Source organism: Hungatella effluvii (genome assembly GCF_003201875.1).
Classification (GTDB): domain Bacteria; phylum Bacillota; class Clostridia; order Lachnospirales; family Lachnospiraceae; genus Hungatella; species Hungatella effluvii.
Genome location: NZ_QJKD01000007.1, coordinates 198,718 through 225,580, shown reverse-complemented (window position 1 = coordinate 225,580; position 26,863 = coordinate 198,718). Strand labels below are relative to the sequence as shown.

General features: G+C 42.9%; 20 protein-coding genes and 1 pseudogene. 3 read left to right on the top strand and 18 right to left on the bottom strand.

Annotation, left to right across the window (positions count from 1 at the left end; all coding sequences use genetic code 11):
- From DFR60_RS15165 to DFR60_RS15110, 12 genes and pseudogenes are all read right to left on the bottom strand, one after another.
- Entirely contained in the window at positions 1 to 1,065 is a 1,065-nt protein-coding gene (locus DFR60_RS15165) for a polysaccharide pyruvyl transferase family protein (protein ID WP_110323639.1), read from the bottom strand.
- A 4-nt stretch (positions 1,066 to 1,069) separates the two neighbouring features.
- On the bottom strand, positions 1,070 to 2,035 hold the full coding sequence (locus DFR60_RS15160; protein WP_110323638.1) for a glycosyltransferase: 966 nt from the start codon (positions 2,033 to 2,035) through the stop codon (positions 1,070 to 1,072).
- 1 nt (position 2,036) lies between these two features.
- Positions 2,037 to 3,215: an O-antigen ligase family protein gene (locus tag DFR60_RS15155; RefSeq protein ID WP_167437607.1), complete on the bottom strand. Its 1,179-nt coding sequence runs from the start codon at positions 3,213 to 3,215 to the stop codon at positions 2,037 to 2,039.
- A 13-nt stretch (positions 3,216 to 3,228) separates the two neighbouring features.
- Positions 3,229 to 4,257 (bottom strand): glycosyltransferase family 2 protein, encoded by a 1,029-nt coding sequence (locus DFR60_RS15150; RefSeq protein ID WP_110323636.1) that lies wholly within the window; start codon positions 4,255 to 4,257, stop codon positions 3,229 to 3,231.
- 330 nt (positions 4,258 to 4,587) lie between these two features.
- Positions 4,588 to 4,869, bottom strand: a complete 282-nt coding sequence (locus DFR60_RS15145) for a hypothetical protein (RefSeq protein ID WP_110323635.1) — start codon at positions 4,867 to 4,869, stop codon at positions 4,588 to 4,590.
- Between the two features lie 19 nt (positions 4,870 to 4,888).
- Positions 4,889 to 5,995, bottom strand: a complete 1,107-nt coding sequence (locus tag DFR60_RS15140) for a glycosyltransferase (protein ID WP_207659537.1) — start codon at positions 5,993 to 5,995, stop codon at positions 4,889 to 4,891.
- Positions 5,996 to 5,997: 2 nt separating this feature from the next.
- Positions 5,998 to 7,953: a glycosyltransferase gene (locus DFR60_RS15135; protein ID WP_110323634.1), complete on the bottom strand. Its 1,956-nt coding sequence runs from the start codon at positions 7,951 to 7,953 to the stop codon at positions 5,998 to 6,000.
- Positions 7,950 to 8,444 (bottom strand): glycosyltransferase, encoded by a 495-nt coding sequence (locus DFR60_RS15130; protein ID WP_110323633.1) that lies wholly within the window; start codon positions 8,442 to 8,444, stop codon positions 7,950 to 7,952. Before DFR60_RS15130 ends, DFR60_RS15135 begins: the two co-directional genes overlap by 4 nt.
- A 14-nt stretch (positions 8,445 to 8,458) precedes the next feature.
- A complete protein-coding gene (gene pssD, locus DFR60_RS15125; protein WP_110323632.1) occupies positions 8,459 to 8,908 on the bottom strand; it encodes a PssD/Cps14F family polysaccharide biosynthesis glycosyltransferase in 450 nt (149 codons plus the stop codon).
- Positions 8,909 to 8,926: 18 nt separating this feature from the next.
- Positions 8,927 to 9,151, bottom strand: coding sequence for a hypothetical protein (locus DFR60_RS15120; RefSeq protein WP_110323631.1), 225 nt, complete (start codon positions 9,149 to 9,151; stop codon positions 8,927 to 8,929).
- A 66-nt stretch (positions 9,152 to 9,217) separates the two neighbouring features.
- Positions 9,218 to 9,652, bottom strand: a pseudogene (locus DFR60_RS15115) (hypothetical protein).
- Positions 9,653 to 10,273: 621 nt separating this feature from the next.
- On the bottom strand, positions 10,274 to 11,704 hold the full coding sequence (locus DFR60_RS15110; RefSeq protein ID WP_110323630.1) for a sugar transferase: 1,431 nt from the start codon (positions 11,702 to 11,704) through the stop codon (positions 10,274 to 10,276).
- Between the two features lie 209 nt (positions 11,705 to 11,913).
- On the opposite strand from DFR60_RS15110, the gene DFR60_RS15105 reads away from it, so the two are divergent.
- Complete coding sequence (locus DFR60_RS15105; protein ID WP_002605575.1) at positions 11,914 to 12,267, top strand: helix-turn-helix domain-containing protein; 354 nt, start codon at positions 11,914 to 11,916, stop codon at positions 12,265 to 12,267.
- Between the two features lie 392 nt (positions 12,268 to 12,659).
- On the opposite strand, the gene DFR60_RS15100 is transcribed toward DFR60_RS15105, so the two are convergent.
- The gene (locus DFR60_RS15100; protein ID WP_025530687.1) at positions 12,660 to 13,163 is read right to left on the bottom strand and encodes a QueT transporter family protein; all 504 of its coding nucleotides are present in this window, start codon (positions 13,161 to 13,163) and stop codon (positions 12,660 to 12,662) included.
- 487 nt (positions 13,164 to 13,650) lie between these two features.
- The gene (locus DFR60_RS15095; RefSeq protein ID WP_110323629.1) at positions 13,651 to 15,795 is read right to left on the bottom strand and encodes a M13 family metallopeptidase; all 2,145 of its coding nucleotides are present in this window, start codon (positions 15,793 to 15,795) and stop codon (positions 13,651 to 13,653) included.
- Positions 15,796 to 16,001: 206 nt separating this feature from the next.
- On the opposite strand from DFR60_RS15095, the gene DFR60_RS15090 reads away from it, so the two are divergent.
- Entirely contained in the window at positions 16,002 to 17,195 is a 1,194-nt protein-coding gene (locus DFR60_RS15090; protein ID WP_243005084.1) for an FRG domain-containing protein, read from the top strand.
- Positions 17,152 to 19,422 (top strand): AIPR family protein, encoded by a 2,271-nt coding sequence (locus DFR60_RS15085; protein WP_110323627.1) that lies wholly within the window; start codon positions 17,152 to 17,154, stop codon positions 19,420 to 19,422. Before DFR60_RS15090 ends, DFR60_RS15085 begins: the two co-directional genes overlap by 44 nt.
- A gap of 129 nt (positions 19,423 to 19,551) precedes the next feature.
- Here the strand turns inward: DFR60_RS15085 and DFR60_RS15080 are convergent, their stop codons facing one another.
- The 4 genes from DFR60_RS15080 to DFR60_RS15065 are packed head-to-tail and all read right to left on the bottom strand — an operon-like array spanning position 19,552 to position 26,818.
- Positions 19,552 to 21,105: an MFS transporter gene (locus tag DFR60_RS15080; protein ID WP_110323626.1), complete on the bottom strand. Its 1,554-nt coding sequence runs from the start codon at positions 21,103 to 21,105 to the stop codon at positions 19,552 to 19,554.
- Between the two features lie 20 nt (positions 21,106 to 21,125).
- Entirely contained in the window at positions 21,126 to 21,563 is a 438-nt protein-coding gene (locus DFR60_RS15075) for a hypothetical protein (protein ID WP_110323625.1), read from the bottom strand.
- Between the two features lies 1 nt (position 21,564).
- On the bottom strand, positions 21,565 to 24,825 hold the full coding sequence (locus DFR60_RS15070) for a glycoside hydrolase family 3 C-terminal domain-containing protein (RefSeq protein WP_110323624.1): 3,261 nt from the start codon (positions 24,823 to 24,825) through the stop codon (positions 21,565 to 21,567).
- A 31-nt stretch (positions 24,826 to 24,856) separates the two neighbouring features.
- Positions 24,857 to 26,818 carry a glycoside hydrolase family 2 protein gene (locus DFR60_RS15065; protein ID WP_110323623.1) on the bottom strand — a complete coding sequence of 654 codons (1,962 nt, stop codon included), beginning with the start codon at positions 26,816 to 26,818 and terminating at the stop codon, positions 24,857 to 24,859.
- Positions 26,819 to 26,863: the final 45 nt, after the last annotated feature.

The window sequence follows — 26,863 nt, the reverse complement described above, 5'->3', positions numbered from 1 at the left end:
TTATTCTCCCTTACAGGCTTCTATCAGTGGCAAATAGTTAAATTCTTGCATTTGAGCATCCGGCTTGATATTTTTCGCCAAACTTTCATATGCCGAAATAAATTCCTGGATAGAAGCGTTCGTATTAATAATCTTTATAAAGTTTTGCTTCCTTAGCCACGTTTCATATGTAGACAGGATTTTAGGATTCGTTGAATCAATTACAATACATGGCGTATGTGTAATAAAACAAAAAATCATACCATGTAATCTATCCGTTATGGCAATTTTCTTATGTGAAAGCTTCTCCAAATAATTCATAAGTGTTTTATCATCAAAAAGTTTTGTACTATCTCCCCATGTATCCATTTTTTCGATTTTTTCATCCTTTGTCAGAGTTAAATAATCTATAATCTGTTTTTGATGCTTCACGTCCACATTTTTTTCTATATCATTTCTCAGCATTAATGCTATCCCATCTCCGCTATGATCATTTAATCTCGGTGGGACAAGGGAAAAGACTATATCTGGAACAAGATCTACCTTTGCTTTTTCAAGTTTCAGTTCTCTGTACTTATTCAATGAATATCTTTCTCTTGCGAATACAGTTAAGTGACTACATTTATTTGCAGCCTTAATAAACGCATATTTATATGGAATATCTCTTTCACTCGTTCCATAAAAAACTGTCTGTGGAAACGACACTATCCTATATCCTTTTAGTTCATTCAAGATGAACCTTCTCGGTCTTTCTAAAAATTCATATAATGATCCATTATTACCGCCACCGATAATGGTCACAAGTACATTATTAGTTGAAAGCTTCTTTATACTTTTACAGTATCTAATTGTATCTGAAGGCTTGACACATACTATTTTATAAGTAGGAAAGATTTGCTGCAAAAAGCGAACCTGCGCAGTAGTTATAGCTATATCTCCAAGATTATTGTAATCTGCCGCAAAAAAGACAAACGCATACTTCTCACTCTTTGCAAACTTCACCACGTCTTTGCAAAAAAAGCTTTCAACTAAATCATGTATCCTGGTCTGTTTAATTTTAACTAATTGCTTGATATAATCCTTCATTGTGCTAAACTACTCCAAATAACCGCCTATAACAGTGTGGTATATATTTTAACATCAGAAATTTAATTCTTTGCAATTTTGATAACCCTTTTGTCATTTCAATTGGGACATCATTATCTATTAGTTTTTTGATTTTAAGCATGGTTTCTCTATTCTCACAAAGATACTTATAATCTATAAAAATAGTACGAAGAATAAAATTATAGTTTTCTATCATACTAGGATAAATCTTTTTAATAAAATAGAATCGCTCCATGCTAAGCTTTAGCTTATCAATATAAAACTGTATATCAGCACGGTGAATTATGCTGTTTTCCCTTTGGAAATAGTAGTACGCCTTAAATGGCCTATATGTAATTACATTACATTTATTAAACAACAGATAGGTTGTTCCCAAATCCTCCATTTTCATTCCTATTGGGTATTTAATCTTTTCAAATAGATCTTTCTTATATAGCTTATTCCATGCGTAATTACAATATTTGTCAGATAATAGCAAATAGCGAATTCCATCTTCTTTATTTAAAACTTCAACATTTGAAGCAATTCCTATATCATCCCCAAATGGCTCATCGGTAAATTCTTGAAAAGCACATGTGGAAATGTCTGCATTATACTTCTCAATATCCGCCTGCAAACATTGATACATATGTGTGTCAACATAATCGTCACTATCAACAAAAGCAAGATACTGTCCTGTTGCTTGAACTATTCCGTAATTTCTCGCATCAGACAAGCCACCATTTTCTTTGAAATAGTAGAATACATTTTCATATCTCAACGCATATTTTTGGCAGATTTCTCCGCTACCATCTGTAGAACCATCATCAACCAAAATAATTTCTATATTTCTATAAGTCTGTTTAATTAAGCTCTCTATGCATCTCTCTAAGAACGCTTCAACATTATATACAGGTACAATGACCGATATTTTCTCATTTGTTGTTTGCTCGTTTAAATTGTTTTCCATATCAATTTCCTACTAGATTCTTTGCATCATAATACTTTTTTGCTTGTGCTGCATTGACCAATGCTAGGCCCGCAAAATAATATCCTGAAAGATTGATCTCAACCATTGAGCATACAGCCATCGAATATAAAAATGTCAAAATTGGGAATACCATATCATTGACATTTCCTCTCACTCTCTGATAAATTGATCGCCAACAAACATTCAGAAAAGCTGCAGTGCCAATTAGGCCATAATCCAAAAGCATTTTTAATAATCCATTTTGCGCGTTTCCCCATGACAATGTGTCTGATACTATGGTATTATTTATTCCATAACCCCAAACAGGCTTTTGAACTATTGTGTAAAGCGCAATTTTGTACATATCCACTCTACCAGTTAGTATCTTATTAGTATGAGAATACTTTTGTAGCAACGTAGCTAAAAATCTATTATTCAAAATAACGTCCGTTCCTACTAATAAAAATGTCAAGCTAATAAAGATTACTAAGTAAATTATTGGACTATCAATTATCTTTATAAACCTATCTTTTTTCCCCGCAATAAAAGTCATTCCTCCTATTACAACACAGCCTATCACCCCAGTATTACAATCAGCAATCATACATATTGCAACGCTGAATGCCAAGTATATCCAAAATGCATTTTTCTTGATCAAAAAACCTCGTGTAGTAAAAATATGAAACAGAAAAAGTGATAACGTAAGCATATGCAAATATGAAACTCCAAATTTGTTTCCAAACAAATAATATGCCAAAGTTCCATCATTAACTATTCCATACCCCTTTGTAATTAGCACACACAAATCTTCTATTGTTGTTGCGACAAAAAGAATCTTGAAAACTGTATCTGCAACTTTCTGAGCTGAAGTTTCTATGCTTAGTTGACAATAAGCCATAAAAAGCATCACATATCTCAATCCTGTTACAATCGCATTAATGGTTCTGCTTGTCATTCCATGATTCAATACTGTACAAACAACAGTAATACAACAAAAAACAATAATTGGTATACACTCTTTTATAGTGGTCCGGTAAATTTGCTTTTGAATCATTGAAATGAGCAGCACTAAGCTAACCACCAAAAACACTACATTGTTAATTGTCTGACTTAAATATGGCGAAGATGCAAATAACAAACAACTTAAGAGTATGATTATTGTATTTATCTTGATCTTCATAAAACTACTCCTTCTATATTCCATAACGATTTTTAAAACTCATAGTGAGCCACAATAAAAATCGCCACTGTCTATTCATCATTATATTAACAATTCTCGATTTAATTGGGATATTTCCGTTGTCAATATCAGTTAAGGCTTTCTGTAAGAAAGCATCCTTTAAAATCTTTGTTGCGTTTGTCTTATATGTCTTATATGAGTTGTTAGAAAACTTCTGCTCCAACTTAATACAGTATCGAGAAATGCTGACAAATGTATTCAAAATCCTTTGCTCACACTTCTCATAGATTCCTATATACTTAGCTCTCTCAATGACCTCTCTCGTCATCTCCTTTTGCTTTTCAAATCTCTTTGGATTGTATTTAGTAGTCAAAGATCCTTCGTTATCATAGTAATAGTATCCTACATCGTCTATAACAACAGCCTTTTTTGATCTCGGATAATAATCAAAGTCAAAGATCAAATCTTCGCTGATGAAGTCTCTCTCTGAATGAAATCTAAGGCCAAACTCATCAATAATCTTCTTAGATAGAAGCACCATACAAACTGACATCTCAATATAGTCACTCCCGTCTGGATTACTTCCCACCATTCTGGTTAATATTTCATTTTTTACTTCTTCACCTTTGAATATTTTTCCTGCACAAACATTAATATGCTCAACCCTGCTATCTGCATAAATCTTGGTATGACCAGCGAGACATGTATCTGCATCATCCTTCTCCAATGCTTTTACCATCTTTTTAATATGGTCATTCGTAATGCTGTCATCACCGTCAATAAATGTGACAAAATCTCCTGTTGCCATCTCAAGCCCCGAATTACGAGCAATTCCAAGTCCTCCATTTTCTTTATGGACTACTTTGATCCTTTGATCTGATATCGCATACTCATCACAAATTTTCCCGGTCGAGTCCTTTGATCCATCATCCACAAGTATTACTTCAATATCAGAGTATGTTTGTTCTAAAATGCTATCAATGCAACGCTTTATATATTTTTCAACATTGTATACAGGAGCAATTATACTTACCTTTTTCATTCTTTTACAACCTTTCAGTTGGATTTTATATATGGGATAGAAGAATAAACAATACTATTTTCCGGTACATCTTTTGTCACCACGGTGCAAGCCCCAATCTTCACATTATACCAACATGTATGTTGCCAACTACCACAGCATTCGAGTATATCGTCACATTATCACCAATTATTAGTAAATCGTCCTCGCCTCTTCCATTTTTTTTAAATAGTCACACCTTGGTAAACTGACAAATTCCACCGGTTTTCAAGCAATTGATAATTAAGCCATAGCCATGATATATTGTAAAGCCTTCTCCAATCCCCCCCCATTTTTGACCAAATTTCAATATCATTGCGCCAGAGTTGGGAAATATATACGAAAAATGTAACCAAAGATCTTATTTGAATCAGTCAGACGATGCTCTAATATCGCTTGAAATATTCGATCTCTTGACAGACATGTAGCAAGCATTCCACTAAAGGAATCTACAGCCACATCATACCTATAATTTAACCTTTTCATATTCCCTTCAACGAGAGATGAAACACGTGCAAAGTTAACCAGCAAATATGCTATTATTATTCTTGGAAGGTTAAGTATCTTCAATGTTACTGTTAATACTCTCTTCATTTTATACCTCATACAATTCTTATACTTTATATACCTTTTCTAAGGTTTTCACCGTATCCGCCAACGAATATCCAGAAGCTTTTATTTCATCTGAATATTTTGTTCTGTCACTAACGTTCGCTGAAACTATAGCATCACTCCACACCTCTGGAGCATTATTCAGTCCTAACATCTTCGCTCTGTCAGTAATAAGAATTTGCTTATCAATCTGATCAGAGAATAGACATTCCAATCCTTCACACTGCGCTTCCACTCCAACAATTGGAAGGCCTTCATATAACGAGGGCATAAGAAAAACATCGAATGCACTGTAATAATCCTCAGTCCTCATCTGCTTTCCAGCAAATATAATTGACCTGTCAATCCCAAGAGATTTACTCAATTCTTTTATACTGTCCTGCAATTCTCCTACACCGACCAACAGCAGCTTAGCATCTGACTGTTTTTCGAGTACGGCTTTGAAAATTCCAAGGATCAATTTATGGTTTTTCTGTTCGGAGAATCTTCCAATATGTCCTACAACAAGTTCATCCGAAAAACCGTAATGTTTACGGATTTTCTGACGTGCAGACTCATTATATGTGAAACGATCTGTATCGACTCCATTGACAATAATTTGCGTACTATTCATATACTCGTCACCGAAGAACCATCTCGTTGCTTCTGCAGAACAGGATAGTCTTTTGGATGTTATCTTATTGACTATTCTGCGAAAAATATTGTTTATAACAGGCGAATATCCATTTCCGTTATGACTATGAGATATTACTTTAAAGTCGTATTTTTTGCAGAAGGGATAAACATAAAGAATTTCCGCTGTCGAACCCGATTGGAAATGGACGTAATCATATTTGTGACCATTTTCTACGTAAAATTTCTTCAAGTCTCTGATGCAGCCCAATGGATCTTCTTTATATTTCTTTACGAAGAAAATATGCTTCTCACCATCGTCATAATATTTGTTTATCTCATCTTCAAATACGCAGTGATCTGTACCATGAACGAGATAATCGTATTTATATTTGGCTTTATCAGAATGTGTTGTCGTATTATAAATAAATGTCTCTACGCCACCCATTCTCTCTGTCAATCCAATTATGAGTATGCGTTTTGGCTGCTTTTCCATAATTACTCGCTTTCAACTCTCTTCATTTTTTGATACATCTTTTGATATGGAAGATTGATCTTAAATAGCTTTTTCATAAATCCAATCTTCCACCTACAAGATAAAAAGTCACGTTTTAGTTGGCTCACATGACCAAGATAAAACATTAAACTCTTTGGCGCTGCGAGTTTTGCTGTAATACCTTCATCATAAAACTCAATTTCGCTAAACAACTCCAAATCATGCTTATCTGGATTTACTCCACTTTCATAAATTCCGTAAAATAAATCATCAACAGAGTAATCAAAACGCTCCAAATTCTTGTCTGCAGCCGCTGCCTTTACAAAATCCATTGCACCCTGTTGCAATGACTTGATCTTTAAGAAATCCTGTGTAGGTTTTCCTTCCCGATAGTATTCATATGGATAACGCTCAGCTTTAACGCCTCCGTCCACCTGAATATATCGCTTCACAGATCCGTCCTGTTCAAGGAACAAGGTTTCAAAAAGTCCAACATAAGAGCTTCTTGTATCTACAGCAGACGGATCATGTTTGAAATCGAACAGATATCCATTTAAATCAAGCGGATTATCTACCGAATCATTCTTTGTATAGTAATCAGCAACTGCTAAATAAAAGCCTGAGATCTCGTAGGCAATTCCCAGTTGATTCAAAGTCTGCTGCAGATAACGTTGCATACTACCAGCATATCCAATATCAATTATTCCAAATTTTCCGGATATCCCATTGGTTTTTAAGTATTCATTCAAGGCATCGTATTCTATCTTGGAGTTACTTACAATCTCTTTCTCTAATGATAGAATAAGGTATTTCAGTTTCTCATCATCTCGGATAGTGCTTCTGTCGTAGACAGTATCTTTAGAAATTCCCAAATCTGATAATTGCTCTTTATAGTTATCAATTTCCAATCCTAACCCATCAAATATAGATCTTATAGATATGAGCTTCGAATTAACAACCATGTCAAGCACTTTATCGTAGTGGAAGTCCATCCATAGGTTTGGTCCTCTTAGGCTACGACGTGACACCTCTAAATAATGAGTATGAATTGTCGGATCAGCAAAACAGATGTCATAGGCTTGCTTCATGATCCAACCATCTCTAGCAAAGAAGAATAATTCGCTTATTCCTTTTTCTAACGTTTTCTGATGAATCCACCTAGAATAACCCCAGAGCAGTTTTCCAAATTGTGCATACCCAAATTCGTAATAGGCATCCTGGTCACTCGTGTAGGTGTTTTTTATCAATGAATTAAGATAATTATTCTGTAACCCTTCCAACTTTTCCCTGAACTGTATTTCTTTTGTTCTTCTTGGAATCTGAATAGCAGCAATTCCGATATTCCTTGGAACTTTATAATCGCTTTGAGGATGATCACCAATATGAATGAGTTCTTCTGGACGAATATTCTGTTCTTTAAGAATCTCCTTAAATAGGGATCCTGTTTTCTTTGTTTTCTGTTCCTCACTTGAAAGGTAAAGCTTCTCGTATTTATCAACGCAAACCTGCTTTAAAAGATTTTTTATTGATGCTATTGGCCAATACATGTCTGTCGTGATGAAGATTTTCTTTCCATCAGCAACACATCTGCGATAAACTTCAAGCATTGGAATATTTGGTACTATTGTATCCAGTTCAATTTCCAACTCTTTTTTAGCATAACCGCTGTTTTTCTCAGGATAATGATCGTAAATTTCTTGTAGAGTTACTTCCTCATGAGCAGAATTTTCTCTCGCTTTACGCTCAGCCTCTATCCTCTTATATACAAAATTATCTCCAACAGACAATTCCATGATTTTGAAAATGTCCACTGGAGTATTTACTTTTCTCTTTATTAGCGTATCGAAAATATCAAAGGAAACATATTTATAGGGTACAAGCCTGTCATATATTTCATTTACATCTATTTTCCCCGGTGGATTCTTTAATTCCCTAAGTTTCTCCTTAATGGGTATCACAGCATTTCCTCTACAATCTTCTCAAGTTCCGCATTGAACTTGGCATTATTGCTTTCCTGCTTTCCCGGCATTGCTTTGAAGAGATCTTCATATCCCATGATAGCTTCGCCAAGTTTTAAAATGTTCTCTACCACGAAGATAGAACCGTACCGTTCTGCAACTGCATTGCAAAACTTCACTTGATGATCATTTACATGCTCATCAAACTTCGCTTGTCTTGGCACCACAATCGGAGTTTTTCCAACCTGAAGTGGCATGATAAAGCTGGATGGGCCACCGTGGGTGACGACGATTCTTGCTTTATTTACATTTTCAAGCATCTTCGGGTATGGAATCCACTGACTCCATTCACAATACTCTGGTTCATATGTAGAATAGCCGGTTTGAATCAGAACTTTTTCCTCAATTACACCGTCTCTTTTTAATTCATCTATCTTTTGCACCAAACGATTAAATTGCTGCTCGTGCGTCCCTACTGTAACGAATATCATCTACCTTATGCTCCTTAGAAAATGCTGCCCAAGTTAATCGCCTTGGGATATACACGACGCATCTCCTCCCATTCGACTATAAACTTATCGGTGATTGGGTATACCAACTTTCCAGTTACAGTAGAAGCATCAATGCGGTCAAAGACTTCTATATAAATTGTTTTTGCTCCGTAGAGTTTTCCTAAATAAAAGAATGGTACTGCTACTGCTGCACCTGACGAGATAATCAGATCCGGTCTTTCCTTTCTAAGAACTTTCCAAGCAACAATCGTATTTTTAATTAGATTTTTTATATTTCGATTGGTTGGGTAATGGCAAGAATACATCTTCTCATCTTCAAGAAGGGACTGCGCATCAGCTTTGTCAAAGGTTACCCAGAAACGTTCCTTATTCTGCCAAAACGGTTTTAACATATATAAATGTGTCAAGTGTCCTCCACTGGACCCTACTAAACAAACTTTCATCTTATTACTGCTCCTCTTTCACATCTGCCTACTCGGCTTTATATCTATCTTCACAAAGCAATTAAAATCCTGTTTTTTAACTTTTTCATTCTTGGCCACGACAAACAGCGGGTGGAAATATCCGTCCACTGCGGCATAACTCTTTCCTTCTTTGGCGGCCTGAAAGCCTGCGATTTTCCTTGTATTTACGCTATTTTCACAGACTTTTTGTTCACCTTTCCGGATAAGAATATATGAACTCATCACCTACCCATCTCCTGACTAGATGTTTGTGTTCCTATTATGCCACATACATATCGATATCTTCCTTTATCGCACCTTCCTGAAGCAATTTAGCAAAATCTCTGCTGATTTTTTTGTATCACCATCACCAAACTTTTCACGGATACTCTTGGTATGGCCCACAGGAATTGTGGACTTGATAACCATTATGGCATCTGGGTTATACTTCATAATCGATTTAATCACTGCCTCTACTACAGATGTATCAAAGTATTGATTTGTAGCATCGTAGTTTGTAGGAGCAGTGATTATTACAAAATCAACATTACTATAAAAGCCTCCCTTGCATCCAAAGTTGCTATCATATTCAGTTCTTTCTTATTTAAATATTTCTATATATTCGTCTTGAACTGGAGATATACGATTGTTTATCGTCGCCACTTTTTTCAGAATAATATCAACAGCGGTTACTTTATGGTGTTGGGAAAGTAATGTAGCAATCGATAATCCTACATATCCCATTCCGGCTACGGCCATTTTGTAATCTTTTATTATAATGTCTATTCCTCATCTCTTTAAAAAGTGCTATATAAAATCAATTTGAGAGGGCTTTGCGTTTGTTTTATGCCAGTTAAAAGTTTTACGACTATTAAACTGACTATGTCAAACAGGTTACCGGTTAAATCTTACTCATTGATGATTTCCTCAATCTTTTTATACATTAAAAAACTTATATAATTGCTGTTATTGTTTGTTAAACTTCTTGTATATTTACATTAATCCTTTTAATAATAATTAAGAACAAATTTTAACTACAACAAAACAGTACAACATCATAATACAAAAAAAACTATCCCCATATATTCGTTAATATAATAAAATGCTTTTCGATTTAATTTGTCCCCCATCTCCATACTTGTATTAAATAGTTTTAATATTCATGTATCCTACTAAGTAAAATTTGGCTAAGTACTTTTTCGTTTTAGCTGCTATTCTATATATAAATAAACATAGTTTAATTTAATATTACAAAAGAGAGTTTAAAACATATTCATGATAAACGTAAATTTCTCTCCTATACAAAATAATTGTTATTATTTCCAGTTCACACCCTAAAACCCATTACTTTTATCTATCTAACCCTTACATCGCCCCACTCTTCCCAAACACCACACCCACAGTCCTCATCACAATCTTCATATCCAACCCCAGGCTCCAGTTTGTGATATACTCCTTATCCAACCTCACAACCTCTTCAAAGTCCGTAATATCACTTCTCCCGCTCACCTGCCACATTCCGGTTATTCCGGGCTTTATGGCCAGCCTTACGCGGTGGTGCAGTTCATACTTGTCCCATTCGTCGATGGTCGGCGGCCTCGTACCTACCAGGCTCATATCGCCTTTCAGTACATTCCAGAACTGAGGGAACTCATCGATCGAATACTTTCTGATAAATCCTCCAATCCCTTTGTCACCACCAATAATTCTGGGATCGTGGTCCAGCTTGAACATCATTCCATCTTTCACACGATTCTGTGCCATCAATTCTTTCTTACGCTTCTCCGCGTCCATATACATGCTGCGGAATTTGTAAAGCTTAAATCTCTTACCGTTTTTACCTACCCTGACTTGTGAAAAAAAGATAGGTCCCGGTGATTTTATGTAAATGCATGGTGCCACAATCAAATACAAAATTCCAGTGATGATACATCCGATCAGGCCGCCGGCAATATCCATAGCCCGCTTGTAAAATGCCTGTTTCCATGAAGCCATATTAATACTGCTCGTTAAAACGGTGTAGCTTCCCAACCGCTCTACCCGCTGAACTTCGCCTTCCAGCTTCGCCATCTCGATCAGTTTCAAGTGAACCGTGATCCCCATCTCGATGAAATGATTAATCAGGTCTCTTGGCAATGGAATCTCTTTGGGCAGATTAAGAAATACCTCATCTACCCATTCTCTGCAGACATACTCTTCAACATTGTCTAGGGTTGCTACTACCGGCACATCATTGATCGTCTCACCAACCCTGTCTGCATCAAGAAGGCTGATTCCTATAATCTGGAAACCTTCATAATTATTATTACGAATATTATCAATCACTATATCCATCATTTCTTCTGATGTTATAATTAATAACGATCGATTTCCTTTTCCTACAACACCCTTGGTTTTTAAATATTTTTTCCAAAGAATCCTGGCTATGTAGCTGATGACCATATAAATAATGCCGGTCAGGACCAATGTAATTCTGGAATATCCTTCACCGGTTTGCGTTGCAAACAAATAAAATACCGCAATTAGAATTATTTGGCATACGTGCTTAAATGTAGTTGTAAACTCCTTATAATATCCCCTCTTCAAAACATTTTTAAAGCTCTCGCCAAAGAAAGTGACGCAGACTTGAATCAAGAAGAGTACAAAGGCCATATTTCGATACAACTTGTTCTCATATGCCAAATGAACCCCATGACGAATAAAATAAGCGCTTATAAATGCCACTTGCAGACAAATTAAATCCAGGATCATAAAATCCCAGTGTTTCAGCCAGCCAAGGTTAGCCTTTTTATACATTTTTCATCCTCACCCTTTTTAGTGCCGTATGATCATTTTTCGACAGTATGTCGATTTTTGGCACCTCATCATCTGTTCGCGTTAGAAACAGGTGCATAATATACGTTTAAAACTTACTATCATTATACCCTCAAAACAGGTGTTGTCAACCTTAATGAACCATATAATAATTTTATGTACGGTAATTTCTGGAAAGTGAGGCTTATGAATTGGCGGGATATAATCGAATTGCAGCAGGGGAACGGATCAGAAACAGACGGATGATTATGGGATTAACACAGGAAGAGCTTGCGGAAAAAATCGGTCGTGCTTATAAATACTGCCAGGATATTGAACGCGGAACCTGTGGTATGTCCATTGACACAATGCTTAGCATTGCATCCTGTCTCAATATTTCGCTGGATTACTTAATCTACGGAAATAATGAGGATACCAGCGAATTCACCGACCTGGATGTGGAACAGCAGGCAGTCATTGAAATTCTGGGAAATTGCAGCATCAAGAAAAAAAGATATGCATTGGATCTGTTAAAATTATTTATGAAGGCTTGTGATGAACGCTAATGGAACGAAATCTTTGTTCAATGCTATTCGCATTACGATTAATTAAAAATATGTATTGTTATTTTATAATAATATAGTTTCATACTCTTATTTAAAACTATCCGGTGTTTGCTGTATCATTTTTTTGACACTTTTCCAAATATTATTTAACTTTAAAAACTCAGTTCTTATAATACCAATTATATAGAAGAAACTAATTAAAAATACAGCCTACTGGATTCCCCCTTTACCTCTTATCTGTTTATCAGGCAAGGGTATTCCTCCAGTATGCTGTATTTCATAATTTAAGCTCTTAAATTCTATTTTCTAACTTGCTTTTCTCCTATATTCTCTGAAAATTCTACAATGTTTTTCTTTCTAAGTTCGATCTTTTAGGCCTGTTTCAGAATTCATTACGCAAGATTTTTCTTGCCAAACATAATCTGTCTGTATTTATAAAGAACTCCCATTAAAAGATTTCCCAGAACACCGATCGCCAGAATCTCACCAATACCTACAGTTACCATTGCATACAAAATCATATCCTCCGAGCCATACGCAAAACGTAACACCCATGGAATAACAATTGTGTTTGCCAGGATCGGTGGAAGGCAGACCGCCCACTTGTTTTTGCGGAGCATCCAGGAACCCAAGGCCCCAATGAGCGTAGCCAGACTCCCAAAAATGATATCCAATGCTGCGGCGCCACACAATAAATTGGACAGCAGGCATCCGATAAACAGCCCCGGGACTGCGGCCGGTGTAAAAAATGGCAGGATACAGAGCGCTTCCGAAATTCGGAATTGGATAGGACCGAAACTGATCGGTGCAAATACCATCGTAAGTACGGTGTAGATGGCAGCAATCGCCGCCGCATAAACCATAAAATAGGTTCTGCTTGAAGATTTTTGTAACATATTCATTTCTCCTTTAGTTTTGTTTTAGGTGTGGAAGGTCTCGAACACACCATATATTTGCCGTTTTTGCCTGTTTTCAGGGGAAAATCAGCTTTCCTACTATAGCACAAAAACAGGGTAAAAGCAAGCCGTTCCAAATGAGGTTGCTGTTTCTTTATACATTAATACTATACTACATATTTTGCTTCCATTGTAAAGGCCATCTTATCACTCAATAGCTACTGCATTAAAAATTCAGTCTTTAATAAGTCTGTTTTGTCAACTAATCGTTTACTTTATACAAATTGTTTACTTTACGTGAATTGTTTACTTTACACAAATAGTTTACTTTACACAAATGGTTTACGTTCCCCCTATCCCTAAACAATTGCTCTCTCGTTCACCACCGCGTTTTCAGTCGCTCTAGTCGTCCAGCATCCCCCAACAAATTAATCAGGTGATTCCGCTCAACGACTCAACAAACGGGCTGGCTTCCCCCCAACCCGCATCACCAGATCTTCACCCTCTTTTCCGGCGTCACATACATGCCGTCGCCCTCTTTTAAATCCGGGTAGACCTTATAGAAAGCCTCTGTGGAACTTAAGACCGCATTTACTCTCACTTTTGCCGGAGAATGAACGTCCGTATTAAGCCTGTGGATCATGCTTTCCTCTGTATATTTTGACGCCCAGATGCGGGCATACTGCGTGAAAAGAGAATTCAGGGCTTCCGTATCATCTCCGGCAATCGAGGTGACACAGGCAAGGGCGCCTAAATCGGCAATATTCTCGTTTAACGTCTGGCGGCCATTTACATAACGCCCTTTCACAGCCTCCTGGCCGTCATAGTACGCCGCTACCTTAAGAGTCAGATCCTGGAATTTCTTTAAATCGTCCTCTGTCCACCACATATTATAATTTCCATTTTCATCATAGCGGGCGCCGGAGGAATCAAACGCATGGCTGATTTCATGGGCAATCACCATCCCAATCCCGCCTAAATTTGAAGCATCGTCTGCATTTGGATCATAGAAGGGAGGCTGCAGGATCGCGGCCGGAAAGACAATTTCGTTATTCAGAGGATTGTAATATGCGTTGACAGTCTGAGGCGTCATTCCCCATTGGGTCCGGTCAACCGGTTTCTTTATTTCTTCTTTTTCGTAGGATCTGAGCGATCGGTATACATTTACCATATTGTCAACCAGACTGCCCTGCCCTTCCGGAAGAATGACTGCGTTTTTATAGTAGTCCGGCCAGTGATCCGGATAACCAATTTTGAGGGTCATATGCTCCAGTTTTCGAATTGCCTTTTCTTTTGTCGCTTCTCCCATCCAATCCAATCCGTTTATACGATCTTCGTAGGCGGCCAGAATCTGATGGACCAGCGTTTCGACATTCTTCTTATCTTCTTCCGAAAAATGCTTTTCTACATAAAGCCTGCCGAACTCAAATCCAAATGTATTCTGAACAAGCTCTCCTGCCAGCTTTTTATCCGTTTTCTTTCCCTGAATTCCCTTTTGAGCATTACTCCATGCTATGGTGCTGTCCCGTATTTCCGGTGTCAGGCAAGGGCTGAAGTCTTTAATCAGACAGAAAATGGAGTAATTCTTTAACAGCGGCAGATGACCTTCTGTCAGATAGCTGTTCACCTTTTTTGCCTGTCCCGGATCATTTACCACCCAGGAATTAAAACCGGCCGCCCCGGCCGCTTTTAAATATGCTTTTATATCAATATTGGAGTATAGGGCGCTGAGTTCCTTCAGCGATTGGGGATTATACGTTTTTTCAGGGTTATTCTGGTCAGACAGCGGAAGCGTTGCAGACGCTAAATCAGTCTGAAACTTATAAATGGATGAAGCAGCTCTTTCCGCCTCTTTTTCGCTGATTCCTGTGGATTCCATTATATTTTTTATATATTTCCTGTATGCTTCCAATATAACCGACTGTGTACCATCTTCCAGCGTCTCTTTTCCCGGCCCTAAGTCGGCGCTCCCCAGATAACAGCCATAATTCTGGGAATCTTTCATATCCTCATAATAAGTCGGAGCAATGAGACTGGAGAATCCCAGTTCATTGTTTATAGTCCCGATCGCTTCTATATATTCCTGAATATCAGCCGCATTGCGGATGCTGTCAAGATAAGGCTGCAGCGCACCAAATCCTGCTTTTCTTCTCCCCTCCATATCAATTGCAGTCAGATATAGACTGGCTATTTTTTGTTCCGGTGACCCTTCGGCAAACTGCTCTCTCTGATTGATAATTTCATTAAGCAGATCACTTAAATTATCATAAGACTTCTGTCCCAATTCGTAAAAATAACTCCAGTTTCCAGAATCCGCAGGGATCTGCATTTCTGCAAGGATTTTTTGGTTTACATAATTGTAATAATCGTCTTCCGCCCTTACATTGCCCGCTTCCGCCTTTCCAGCGGTTCTGACCGCGTCTTCTGAATCCTGCGAACCTCCTGTCCCCTGTGGGTCTCCTGAATCCTGCGCCCCCACTTCCCGGTTCATGGCATTTTCCTCCGCCATAGCCAGGGAGGAGGATTCCCGGTTCTGTAGATCCTCGGCTCCTTGTCTTTGATTTCTGCAGCCGGTTAGTATCACCGAGATTACACATAACATTGTAAGACAACCAAGTATTCTTTTCTTCATTTTCGTTCCTCTTTTTCTGTTTCGCTTTTACTTTTCTTACGCGCCTGCTATTACTATGGCTTTTTTTCATCTTTTTCATGCCATATTTCACCAAACTTACGCCGATTCCCCGTTGAATGCCTCTTCCGTATAAGCTATAATAAAACCATCATGATTTTCCTGGCCCAGCCAGCAGGGGAATCTATATCGAAAGAGAGGGAAAGCAATTGAACGAAAACAGCGCTTATGTTCTTCCCAAAGATAAAAGAGTCAAAGAAATCTCAGAAAAACCCATTGAAAATGTATCCGATTATATTTCCAAGATAAAAGAATACATGGAATCCCGTAAAGGTGAAAATTACAGTTACGTTTACCGGGGCGAGCCCCAGATTTATACCACCTCCTGCCGCGCCAACATTTTCCGTAGGGGCGTCATGGATGGCAATCCTTTCTTTGAGAAGAGTCTCTTTGACGCCATGAGACAGAACAGGCTGACGGGCGAGAAGCGGTATCTGGACAACGCCATCGACGCCCAGCACGGAGAATTTCCCAGCCGCCTTCTGGATGTGTCCTATAACTGCCTGACGGCCCTGTATTTTGCAGTCACGCCGTACTACCGCAAGGATGTTGATTCGCTGGATCACGAGGATGGGATGGTGTTCGTATTTTTCATCGATGAGATCTTCAGTCCCAGCGCGGAGAATACCAATGCCAATTACGACGCCATCATTAACCGGGACAGGCAGTGGCACCGGGATAAGATTATCTTTGAGAAAAACCATAAATTTATTGACCACACAAAGCTGAATAACCGGATCGTGGCACAGCAGGGCGCCTTCATTCTGTTCCAGGGCAATGATGCTGCGGACTTACCCGCGTGGATGACGTATGGCATCCGGATTCCGAAGGAGGCCAAACCGCTGATCCGAAAAGAATTAAAGGAATTTTTCGGCATTCATACCGGGAGTATCTATCCGGAGATTGTGAATCTGGTAGATGAGATCAGCAATAAGAGCCGGAAACTGAACACGGAGAAGTTCTGCTGCGGCAACGAGCTTAAGTATGCCGTCAGAATGCTGGAGAAGGAGCTGGATTACTATTTTGACTACATCCTGGATAACCGGAAGGATTTGGATACAGACGGGATTCTGGTCTACGTGGAAAATATGATTAACAGCTACCGGATCGGCCTGCTGGACTTTACCCAGAACCTGGAAGAGGCCATACAGAAGAACTACCTGACAGAAGAAGAACTGAATACTATCGTAAACCGTTACAACCAGTTAATTCTGGAATTTTCCAAAGAGCTAAATCAGCATGGCGTTCATAAATTCTCAGGGAGCCAGCTGCTAATCAGTATGGAAAGGACAAAAGACAATGAGCGAAAATCGGATGAGAGCCAGGAGAATCGAAAACTATAAAGAGTATATCAGAAATATTTTGAGCAACCGTGATATCGACTGCGACGAGACCTGGTGGGACAGCGAAGAGGCTCAAAAGGCGCTGAATCTCCTGGTCCGGGCGGAAAAATGGGAAATCTGCAGTTCTGTACAGATGGGCATTGACAGCAGTGAGAATTTTCTGTTTCTGAAATTTACAGAGGACAGCGGCAGCCTGTTGGCGGCTCTGGAGGAGGAAGCCTGCCGCCTGGCAAATATGCCGGAATCGGCGGAAAAGAATATCTATGTCATCTGCATCGTAGACAACATGAAAAGCCGGGTTTTCCTCGAAAGACTTTTTCTTTCGGCGGAAGGTAAGACCATGAAGAAAAATATCCGGAAAGAGATGAAGGCCTGGAAAGGTACTGTAAATTTTCTCTATATTCTCGACAACAGCTACAATGAGCAGGACATCAAGCTGACCAATGTAAACCGGTTTGAGTTTATCCAGATGCCCCCTATGAAATGCCATATCAACTGGGAAAATAAGGACGAGGCGGAAGGTTCTAACCGGGGATATGTGACTTCTGTCCACCTGTACCAGCTGATTGATATCTATAACAGAATCGGCGACAAGCTGTTTAAGCGCAATGTCCGGTACGGTTTAAACGAACAGCTGGGCGTTGACCGCGCGATCAAAGATACGTTAAGAAACAGTCCCGGCGAGTTCTGGTTTAAGAATAACGGTATTACCATTCTGGTAGAACGGCCCGATTTTAGACTGGACCGTGTGGAGGAGGTCCTTCTGGAACACATATCCGAATATGGTGACCTTCATTTCTCCGTCATCAACGGAGCCCAGACCATCACCGCATCCGCCCAGTGCCTTTATGAGATGGAATATGATTTAAAGGAATGCAAAAATAAAGGGGAAACAGAGGAAGCGGCAAAGCTGGAGGAAAAGATCAGGCAGTCGAAGAACGCCAAGGTACTGCTGCGCATCATACATATTCCACACTCTGCGCAGGCCGCCGAGTCGGAATCGGATTCGACCCGGGAGGTGAATGAGATCAGCGTGGCCCTAAACCGGCAGAAGCCCATTAAGGCGGAGGATATCGCCTTCGCATCGCCATTTGTGGTGAAGCTGGCCGCATTTCTGGAGCGGGAGCAGATGAACGGCAAAAGGTATTTCAGGCTGGTGAAGCGCGGGGAAGGAAATATCGCCAGGCGCACCGTCGACCTCGTCGATTTTGCGAGAGCCCGGAAGGCCTGCGCAGGGTACCCGGGGGACGCCCGCAGCAAGGGCACCAATGTCCTGTTGAGTTCCCGAAATGACACCGGCGGAGAATACAGTTTTCAGGATAAAACGATATTCGTACCCGAATGGCTGGAGGCAGAGGATGAACAGGAAGCGGAGATTTTTGAGAAGTACTACGGCGCCGTGTATTTTGCAGTCAGAGTGGCCGATTTTTATGGAAAAAATGTAAAGAAAATCATTACGGACAATCCGGCAGCGGCAGCTGTACTGCAAAACGGGAAATGGTATTTCACCACATATATGGTCCAGCTCTTTAATGGATACCGCAGCGATTACTCCCAGTTCACAGACTGTTTTGAACTGATTCGGGACAAATTAAAAGACATGATGGAACTCTTCGCCGAACTGTGCGGCGCTGCGGCACAGCTGTCAGGTAACTATCCGGTTCTGGATTCCAATACGTTTAAAAAGGATGAGCTCTACTTACTGACCAGGAACGTGGCAGACGTTAGCAGATTTGCACAGATCGTAAACAACAGCCTGGAGGATGACGAGAAGATCGACCTCGTAAGCTACCGTGAGGCTGCTGCCGGAGACCGGCGGCCATCCGCGGAGCCAGACACACAGGCGCAGAAAGCGCCGGGCGGCGGCAAGGCCAAATTTATCAAATTAAACAACGGGCCGGCCGAACGGGTCAACAGCACCGCCCATGCCATGGTGAAGACGGTTCAGTACGTCCTCGACAACTATCCCGGCCATGAGGAGGAGATCCTGACGAACGGCACAGACTGGTTCACGGATGACCGCGCCAGAGCGGAAGAGGGCTACGGTTATCTGAGAAGGTCAGTTGAAGTGACGGGAAGCGACGGAAAAACCTACTGGGTGGGGACTCACTCGAACAGTGTCGTAAAGTATAATCAGATCGACCTGATTTGCAGCCTTCTTCACGTGAAAAAACACAGTATCAGCTGGATCGCCATTGACGGGAAGACGCCGTTGTTTTCATGGTAATGTACATAGGTTAAGGCCACTTAAAAGGATGCCCTGGAAGTCAAATTCATTCCTTCCGGGCATCCTCTTTGTTTTACTTATTCATTGTTTTACTTATTCTTTGTTTTACCTATTCCTGCTGCTCCCCCATCATTCCTGCCGAAACTCCACCGGCACCTGATCCATGGTCTTCCAGGTAGCAAGCGCCTCTTCCGTACTCATTCCTTTGGCAATCGCATCCTTGCGGACCGCGTTGACCGCCTGGATTTCCTTCATGCGCTCTCCGGTCAGTGTGTAGCCCTTCATGGCCCACAGGGTCAGCGCCCAGGCAATCATCGGAATCACGCAGAACAGCACGAGGACGATCCCCTTCATGCCTTCCATGTAAGGCGTATCACCGCCGGGCAGCGTAGACAGTCCAATGGCTGCGATAGCAATTCCCACCACCGTAGAGCTTAAAGAGGACACCAGCTTATCCACCAGGGAGAACAACGTTCCCATTACGCCGGGGATATAGTTGCCTGAGCGGTAGGTCTCATAGTCCGAACAGTCTGCAACCATGGGGATCGGCATATCCGCCGTCGCATAGTAGGCTCCATATCCGATTCCAAACAGCAGAACAAACAGGACCGTATAAATATTTAAGCTGCTGAGAGACAGATTCACTCCCGCCACGCCCGGTTTCCAGAACAGGAGCAGTGCAAAGACTCCCACATACATCACCAGCGCAAGCCCCACGTAACGCGTGAGGGACGCCTTCTGCCCGTGCTTCTGAGAGGTGCGCACCGTCAGCACAAAGAACGGCGCGGAGAACACGTAGCCGGCAATCATCATCGGCAGATACAGCCCGTTATAATTGCCCATCATGGAACCATAGAGCATACAGAGCACTGTACCATTGGTGGCAATGGCCAGCGCCAGCTTGCAGCCGGCCCCTGCAACCATCAGCCTCCGGAGCGGTTTGTTCTCTTTCATGATAGCCACATACTCAGAGATCCTGATCTTCTGCTTCTCCTCACTTCCCAGTCCAAAATACTTGGGCTGGTCTTTCTCCCAGATGCCGATTACTGCAAGCACCGTCAATAAGGCAGAGATAATAACCGAGATCGGAATCATCATGTCGAAAAATGCGGCCGTGGTATAGTCTCCGAACTTCGCCCGGAAAATGGGTGCCAGAAACTGGATCGCTCCCATCCCCAGCATGCTGGCCACCATGTTGAAAATCGTAAACATGGGCCGCTGCTTCGGGTCATTGGTCAGTACCGTCTGTCCAGAACGGGTACAGGAGGTCTGAAACGTATATCCGATTACATAGAGCGCATAGATCACCACATAGGACGTATAGCGCAGCCACATCATCGTATCGGGGATGAGCCTGGTGCCAAAATACAGCAGAAACGCACTCACCGCCATAATTACATTTCCCAGCACCATATAAGGCCTGAATTTGCCGAAGCGTCCGTTGGTCTTATCGATCAGAGCGCCGATGATCGGGTCCGTCACCGCGTCAAACAGACGCATAACCGTTACCATGGTCGTGGCGAACATCAGCGCCAGTCCCAGCACCCCATTGCCGTAATAGGCAATGTAGGTGATGGTCAGAATATAGTAAACATTGGTTGCACCGTTATTAAACGGAAACAGGACGAGCTGGTAAGGCTTTGCCCGGTTCATGCCGGCCGCCGTTGTTGATTCGTTGCTCATAAATGGTACCTCCTGCTTTCTTATTTAACACTCTTTAAGAATGAACCGATAATCAGCAGCACGATGGAGATCACAAAGCAGGCAATGGAAACCACGCTGGCATAGAATACGTTCCAGCCAGGCGTATTGCCGGAGTTCCAGGAAAATAATCCGGATATCAGCAGGACACGGTTCATGATGATCCCGCCGATGACGGCTGAAAAAAGAGCAACGGCAGCCACACCGGACAGTGTCCCCACATAATCGTAATTTCCCCACCGGTTAGCGGCGTAAACAGCAATCACGATCAGAAGTATCCCGGCAATTGCCCCCAGCACAAACAGCGGGAAGGAATTAAGCGCATAAGCTTCGTTCATGGTACTGCTGACCACCATGGCGATGAACGCCACGATACCTGCTGCTGCGGACAGGATATTGAAATAGAAAGCCGGACCCTGTTTTTTAATAAAAGCTGTCATTTTATGATACCTCTCTTTCTTTGCGTTTGGAGGACACGACATACAGAGCTCCACTGGCCAGCAGCAGAATGCCGAATGCTGCGATAGCCGCCATATAGGCCATACGCCACCATGTCATGGTCTGCTCGATATGTGTCGTGCTGTTATAACGGTTCATCAGACTGCTCTGGCTGAACGCATATAAGATATTGTGGCAGGAATCTTTCACGGCATTCTGCAGCTTCGCATCGCCGGAAAGCAGCTGGGCACTGAGCTTGCTGCCGTCAACCTGAGTAGCAAAGGTAGAACAGTTCTCCAGCGTCGTAGCTCCATAGAAGCCTGAGATACCACGGGTATCAAAGCAGGTCGTTCCGGAAGCCAGTACCGCTCCGTAAATATCGGTGTCGTCATAAATATCGGTGACGGCATATCCCTTAAAGCCCCATTCCTCTTTCAGAATTTCTGTCATCAGTTCGTAGCTGGCAGTGCATTCCACTGGTCCAATCTTGCTGAAGGAAATCATCAGGCCGCGCATACCGGCGTCCTCTTCCTCCGTGTCGTACTTGGTCGCCTCGAAAGCGATCTGATAAGCACGCAGCTCGACCTCACGGGCCCTCTGCTCCAGCATGTAAGGCGCCACGCCGCTTCGGTTTGTTTCCTGATCGTTAAATGCGAAATGCTTGGGTGCTGCAATCAGGCCGTAATCCAGTGCGCCGATGGCAAATTCCATAGCCGCGGAACCGGACAGAACCGGATCTTCCGAATAGTATTCGCCGTTACGGCCGTTATAAGCATGGCGGTGAGTATTTAAACCAGGTCCCCACAAAATCGGTATTCCTGTGAACAGTGCTTCCTCACCGATAAAGGAGCCAACTTCTTTATATAAATCCTGGTTAAAGGAAGCCGCTACAAGCGGTGCATTGGCAAATACCTCCGGATGCCAGTTTCCGTTGGGATCGCTGGCGGAGATGCTCCAGGGAGCCCCCGTGTCCTTTGACGCGTTTAAGTTTACAGCCACACCATTTCCTGCGTTCTCGGTCATATATGTTTCCACTGTACCGATGGAGCTGACTCCAGGGATACTTGGACCGCCGAACGTGGCGAGATACTGTGCTTCCTCGAGCGTCATCTTATCAAGCAGGTCCTGCCATTTCGCATCGTCAAAATCAGTGCCGTACATCTCATAGAACATCAGATCGCTGTCCTTCCCCCAGGTGATTCCGGAGGTGTCGTCGTCCGTCTGAATGGTATAATAATTGCCGTTAAGCAGGTTAATCAGTTCTTCATTGACCAGTGTCATACCGGTGTAGCTCTTCGGATATGTGCCGGCCCAGTCAGTACGGCTTAAATAAGTAACCTCTCCCGGCTGGAAATAGTTCCAGTCAGCGTAATCCAGCTGGTTTGAAATCTTCTCTCCGGTTTTCGAAACAGAGAAAGCGGTGCTGGAAATAAAATCTTCTGTAATCTTATGTTCGTAAGCCATAGCGCTGTTGCTCTCGCCTGACAGACTTTCCGGATCCGCTCCCTGGCGGGCCATCATGTGATTCAGAGCGTCATGTGCGCCGTTACCCATGGCAAAGTAATACGTTCCCGGATCCAGGATATAAGTACCAACGGTGCCGTCACCGTTATCATACGTGTTGTCATAGCTGGCAATATACTGTAAATCAACCTCTACGGAGACCACCTGTGATTCGCCTGGCTTCAGGGTATCGGTCTTGCCGAAATTAAGCAGCTGAACCGCTGACTTCTCAACGCCCCCCTCCGTATAAGGAGCCTGTCCGTAAATCTGGACGATGGATTTTCCGGCCATGTCACCGGTATTTGTTACCTTTACATGAAATACGGCGGTTGCATCGCAGACGCCGGTTTCCGGATCTGTGGAGACGTTAAACTCCGGTTCTCCCTCGAATTCCTGGGTAAAATCGGTATAAGAAAGACCATATCCGAAGCCATAGGCTACCTCTTTGTCATAGTCCCACTCCGTAGAAGACGCATAAGCGCCGACCGGAGAACCGGCGTTGCCGTTTCCAAATACCGAATCGTAATATCTGGTCTCATAGTAGCGGTAGCCAACATAGATGCCTTCGGCCTCGATCAGGTAGTTGCCTGTAGTGCCGCCGGTCTGTCCAGCGCCGCGGGTGAGCATATCCGCCCCGTTTTCATACTGGAAATTACCCATGTTCTGCATGGCGGGAGCCGACATATTATAGGTTGCGTAGATATCTGGAAGTGCTCCGGAAGGGCTGGTGCGTCCGCAGAGGATATCTGACACACCCAGCATACCGTAGCAGCCTGGGAATCCAATCCAGAGAATTGAATCTATTTCAGGGTCATTCTTTAAGTCACCGATTTCAACGGCATTGGCGGAGTTGAGCAGCACGATTACATTGTCGCTGCATTTCTTCGCCATCTCGATGGTATCGCGTTCATTGGCTGTCAGCTGCAGCGGTTCCTCTGCTCCCAGACCGTCAACCACTCCGCCCGGCAGATAGTCCTTGGACTCCGCGCTTGGACGGCTGATGACTACAATTGCCGCGTCGCCGTATTCGGCAAAGCTGGCCGCATAATCGGAATTGACTGCCTTGATCTCCGCTGCGGACGGCTCGCCCGGGTCGTACTCCGCGGAAGGAGTCTCATTTTCAGAGTGAAGATACGTTTCATTCAGTTTATCATATACCGCTGTCATTACCGGATTAACGGTAAAGCCTGCGCCCTCGAACTCAAATTCGTCTCCGCTCCAGGAGTCTAACGTCGCGCCTCTCGTAACCTCGCCGGTGGCAAAGTTATTGTTCAGCGTGTAGGCTATGGTATTCTTAAAATCAGTTTTATTCTGAGTAAGCGCCTGCTCCAGACTGATATAAGGACCCTGTGCCTTGACGCCGAAGCTGGAACCCAGCAGGGATACGTGAGAACGGATTCCGAATAACGTCACCTGGGAATTGCCGGCCAGTGGAAGTCCTTGTCCATCTGCGTTGTTGTTCTTAAGCAGTACCGCGCCTTCCGCAGCCTGCTGGCGGTTTAAATCAATGGCTTTCTGAATCAACGCGTGGGAATTGCCGGTTCCGTCTTCATTGAGAACCTCCGCCGACGGCTGAAACTTATCATATAAAGGGTCATCTTCTGTATTTTCGGAGACGAATTTCTCACTCAAAGTACCGAGAGCGGTATCGATCGTCGCCTTGTAGCTTTCAGCCACAACCCCAATAATAATTGTCAGTGAAAAAATAAATGTAAACAGAGTTGTCAAGCCGCGCCAAAGCGCTCTTTTTTTCATAAACATAACTTTTCCTTCCTTTCAACTGCATATTTTCTTACACCCAATTGGCGCTGGAGGACTTTTTCCTGACCAGCTTATATGCCGGGTTTGGAACCGCGACTTTATGAAAGACAGCGGTATCCCTGCATTCACCGGCTCTCACCTCCAGCGTTACCGTGCCGTTTAAGGGCACACGGAAGTTGAAAACACGGTCTCCTGTCTGTTCCTCCATCAGCTTTCCATCCGCGTACAGCGCGGCCTTCGGCTGATTGGTGTAAACCTTCACAGTAGTGACAGATTCCTCCCGGTCCGCCCTGCGGCGTCCCGCAATGTGCACAAACGGCTCATCACTCCAGTATGCCTTATAGAGATAGAAGCTGTCCTTTTTGATTTTCCGGTCAAATGTAACCAGCCCCTTGTGGTTCATACCGGCCTCTCCTCCCTGATCTCTGGCATCCGCCGCGAAATCAAACATGTTCCACACATGAGTCGCCCACAGATAGGGGTTGCGTTCAAAGCATTTTAACATGTACTCGTGGTAAATGGTCTGATACTCCTCCGAGTGATCCCCTCTGCGCGGCTTTCCGGAATGCAGGTTCGGCATAGCCTCACATCCGTATTCCGAATACCCCAGACAGCGCTTCGGATACCGGAAATGGAAAAACCGCATCCACCAATCATTCAGGAACAGCCCCGGGACGTACCATCCCAGATACAGATTCCACGATACCAGGTCGGTGATATGCGCAGACCGGTTAAACGGTCCGCACATGGCGTAGCAGGCCAGCGTTGTCAGCCTGGTCGGGTCCATCTCATGACAGAGCTCGTTGAGCTCCCGGTGATGATCCAGCATATCCTTCTTATTCTTTGTGGAGATGGTAATCTCGTTGGAGACTCCCCAGCAGACGATACAGGGATGGTTGTAATTCTGGATAATCAATTCCTTCATCTGGCTTATGGTGTTCGCTCTTCCATTGGCCATATGTTCGGAAATATAAGGGATTTCCGCCCAGACCACCAGGCCGGACTCGTCGCACAGATCGTAGAAATACTGATCGTGCTGATAATGGGCGAGGCGGACCGTATTGGCCCCAATCTCACGGATGAGCTCCATGTCCTTTTGATGGTGCTCCTTCGTGATGGCATTGCCCAGTCCCTTCCAGTCCTGATGGCGGGATACGCCGCGCAGGGGATAGCCGCGGCCATTTAAGAAAAATCCTTTTTCCGGGTCTACATGGAAGGTGCGGACGCCAAACCGGCAGCGGATCTCATCCACGGTTTTCCCGTGGTACTCCAGGCGCGCGACCGCCGTATAGAGATACGGGTCCTTTAAGCCATCCCATAAGTGCACGGAAGGGATGACCAGCGTGCAGTCCGCTCCGGTTCCGGAGGCGGCTGCCGCGCCGTCTGAATCCAGAAGAACGATGCGGATCTCACAATCATCGTCCGGCAGCGCTGCATCAGGCTTATTTCCCCCTGCATCCATCTCGGTAAAGGTCTGGACTCTGACATATCCGTCCAGTTCTTTCACCTGCGGCGTAATGCGGATTCCGTCCCCGCCGCGGTCAGCCAGAGCAAAATGTCTCCGGTTCACCACCACCAGATTCACGTCACGGTATATTCCCCCGTAGAATGTGAAATCCGCTTTCTGCGGGTACACACGGTCGTTGACGCCATTGTCCGCTTCCACAGCCAGCCGGTTTGTCTCCCGCAGCAGATCTGTCACATCCACACGGAATGTGGAATAGCCGCCGTCATGGGTGCACACCAGGGTATCATTGAAATATACCCTCGCACTGGCGTTCACTCCCCGGAATTCCAGATAGACCCGTTCTTCACCTTTCTGAAACTCCGGCATGTCCAGTTCCCGTTCATACCTGCATGAACCGCGCCAGTAATTATTACCGCCATCCTGCCCATCCACGCTGTTCCAGGTATGCGGCAGATTCACTGACACGGTCCTTCCATCCGGACCGGTAAACTGCCACCTGTCATTCAAATTCTTTGTTTTTCTCATGCCATTTCTCTTTTCTTTGTGCTAATCCTCCATACTATAACAAGT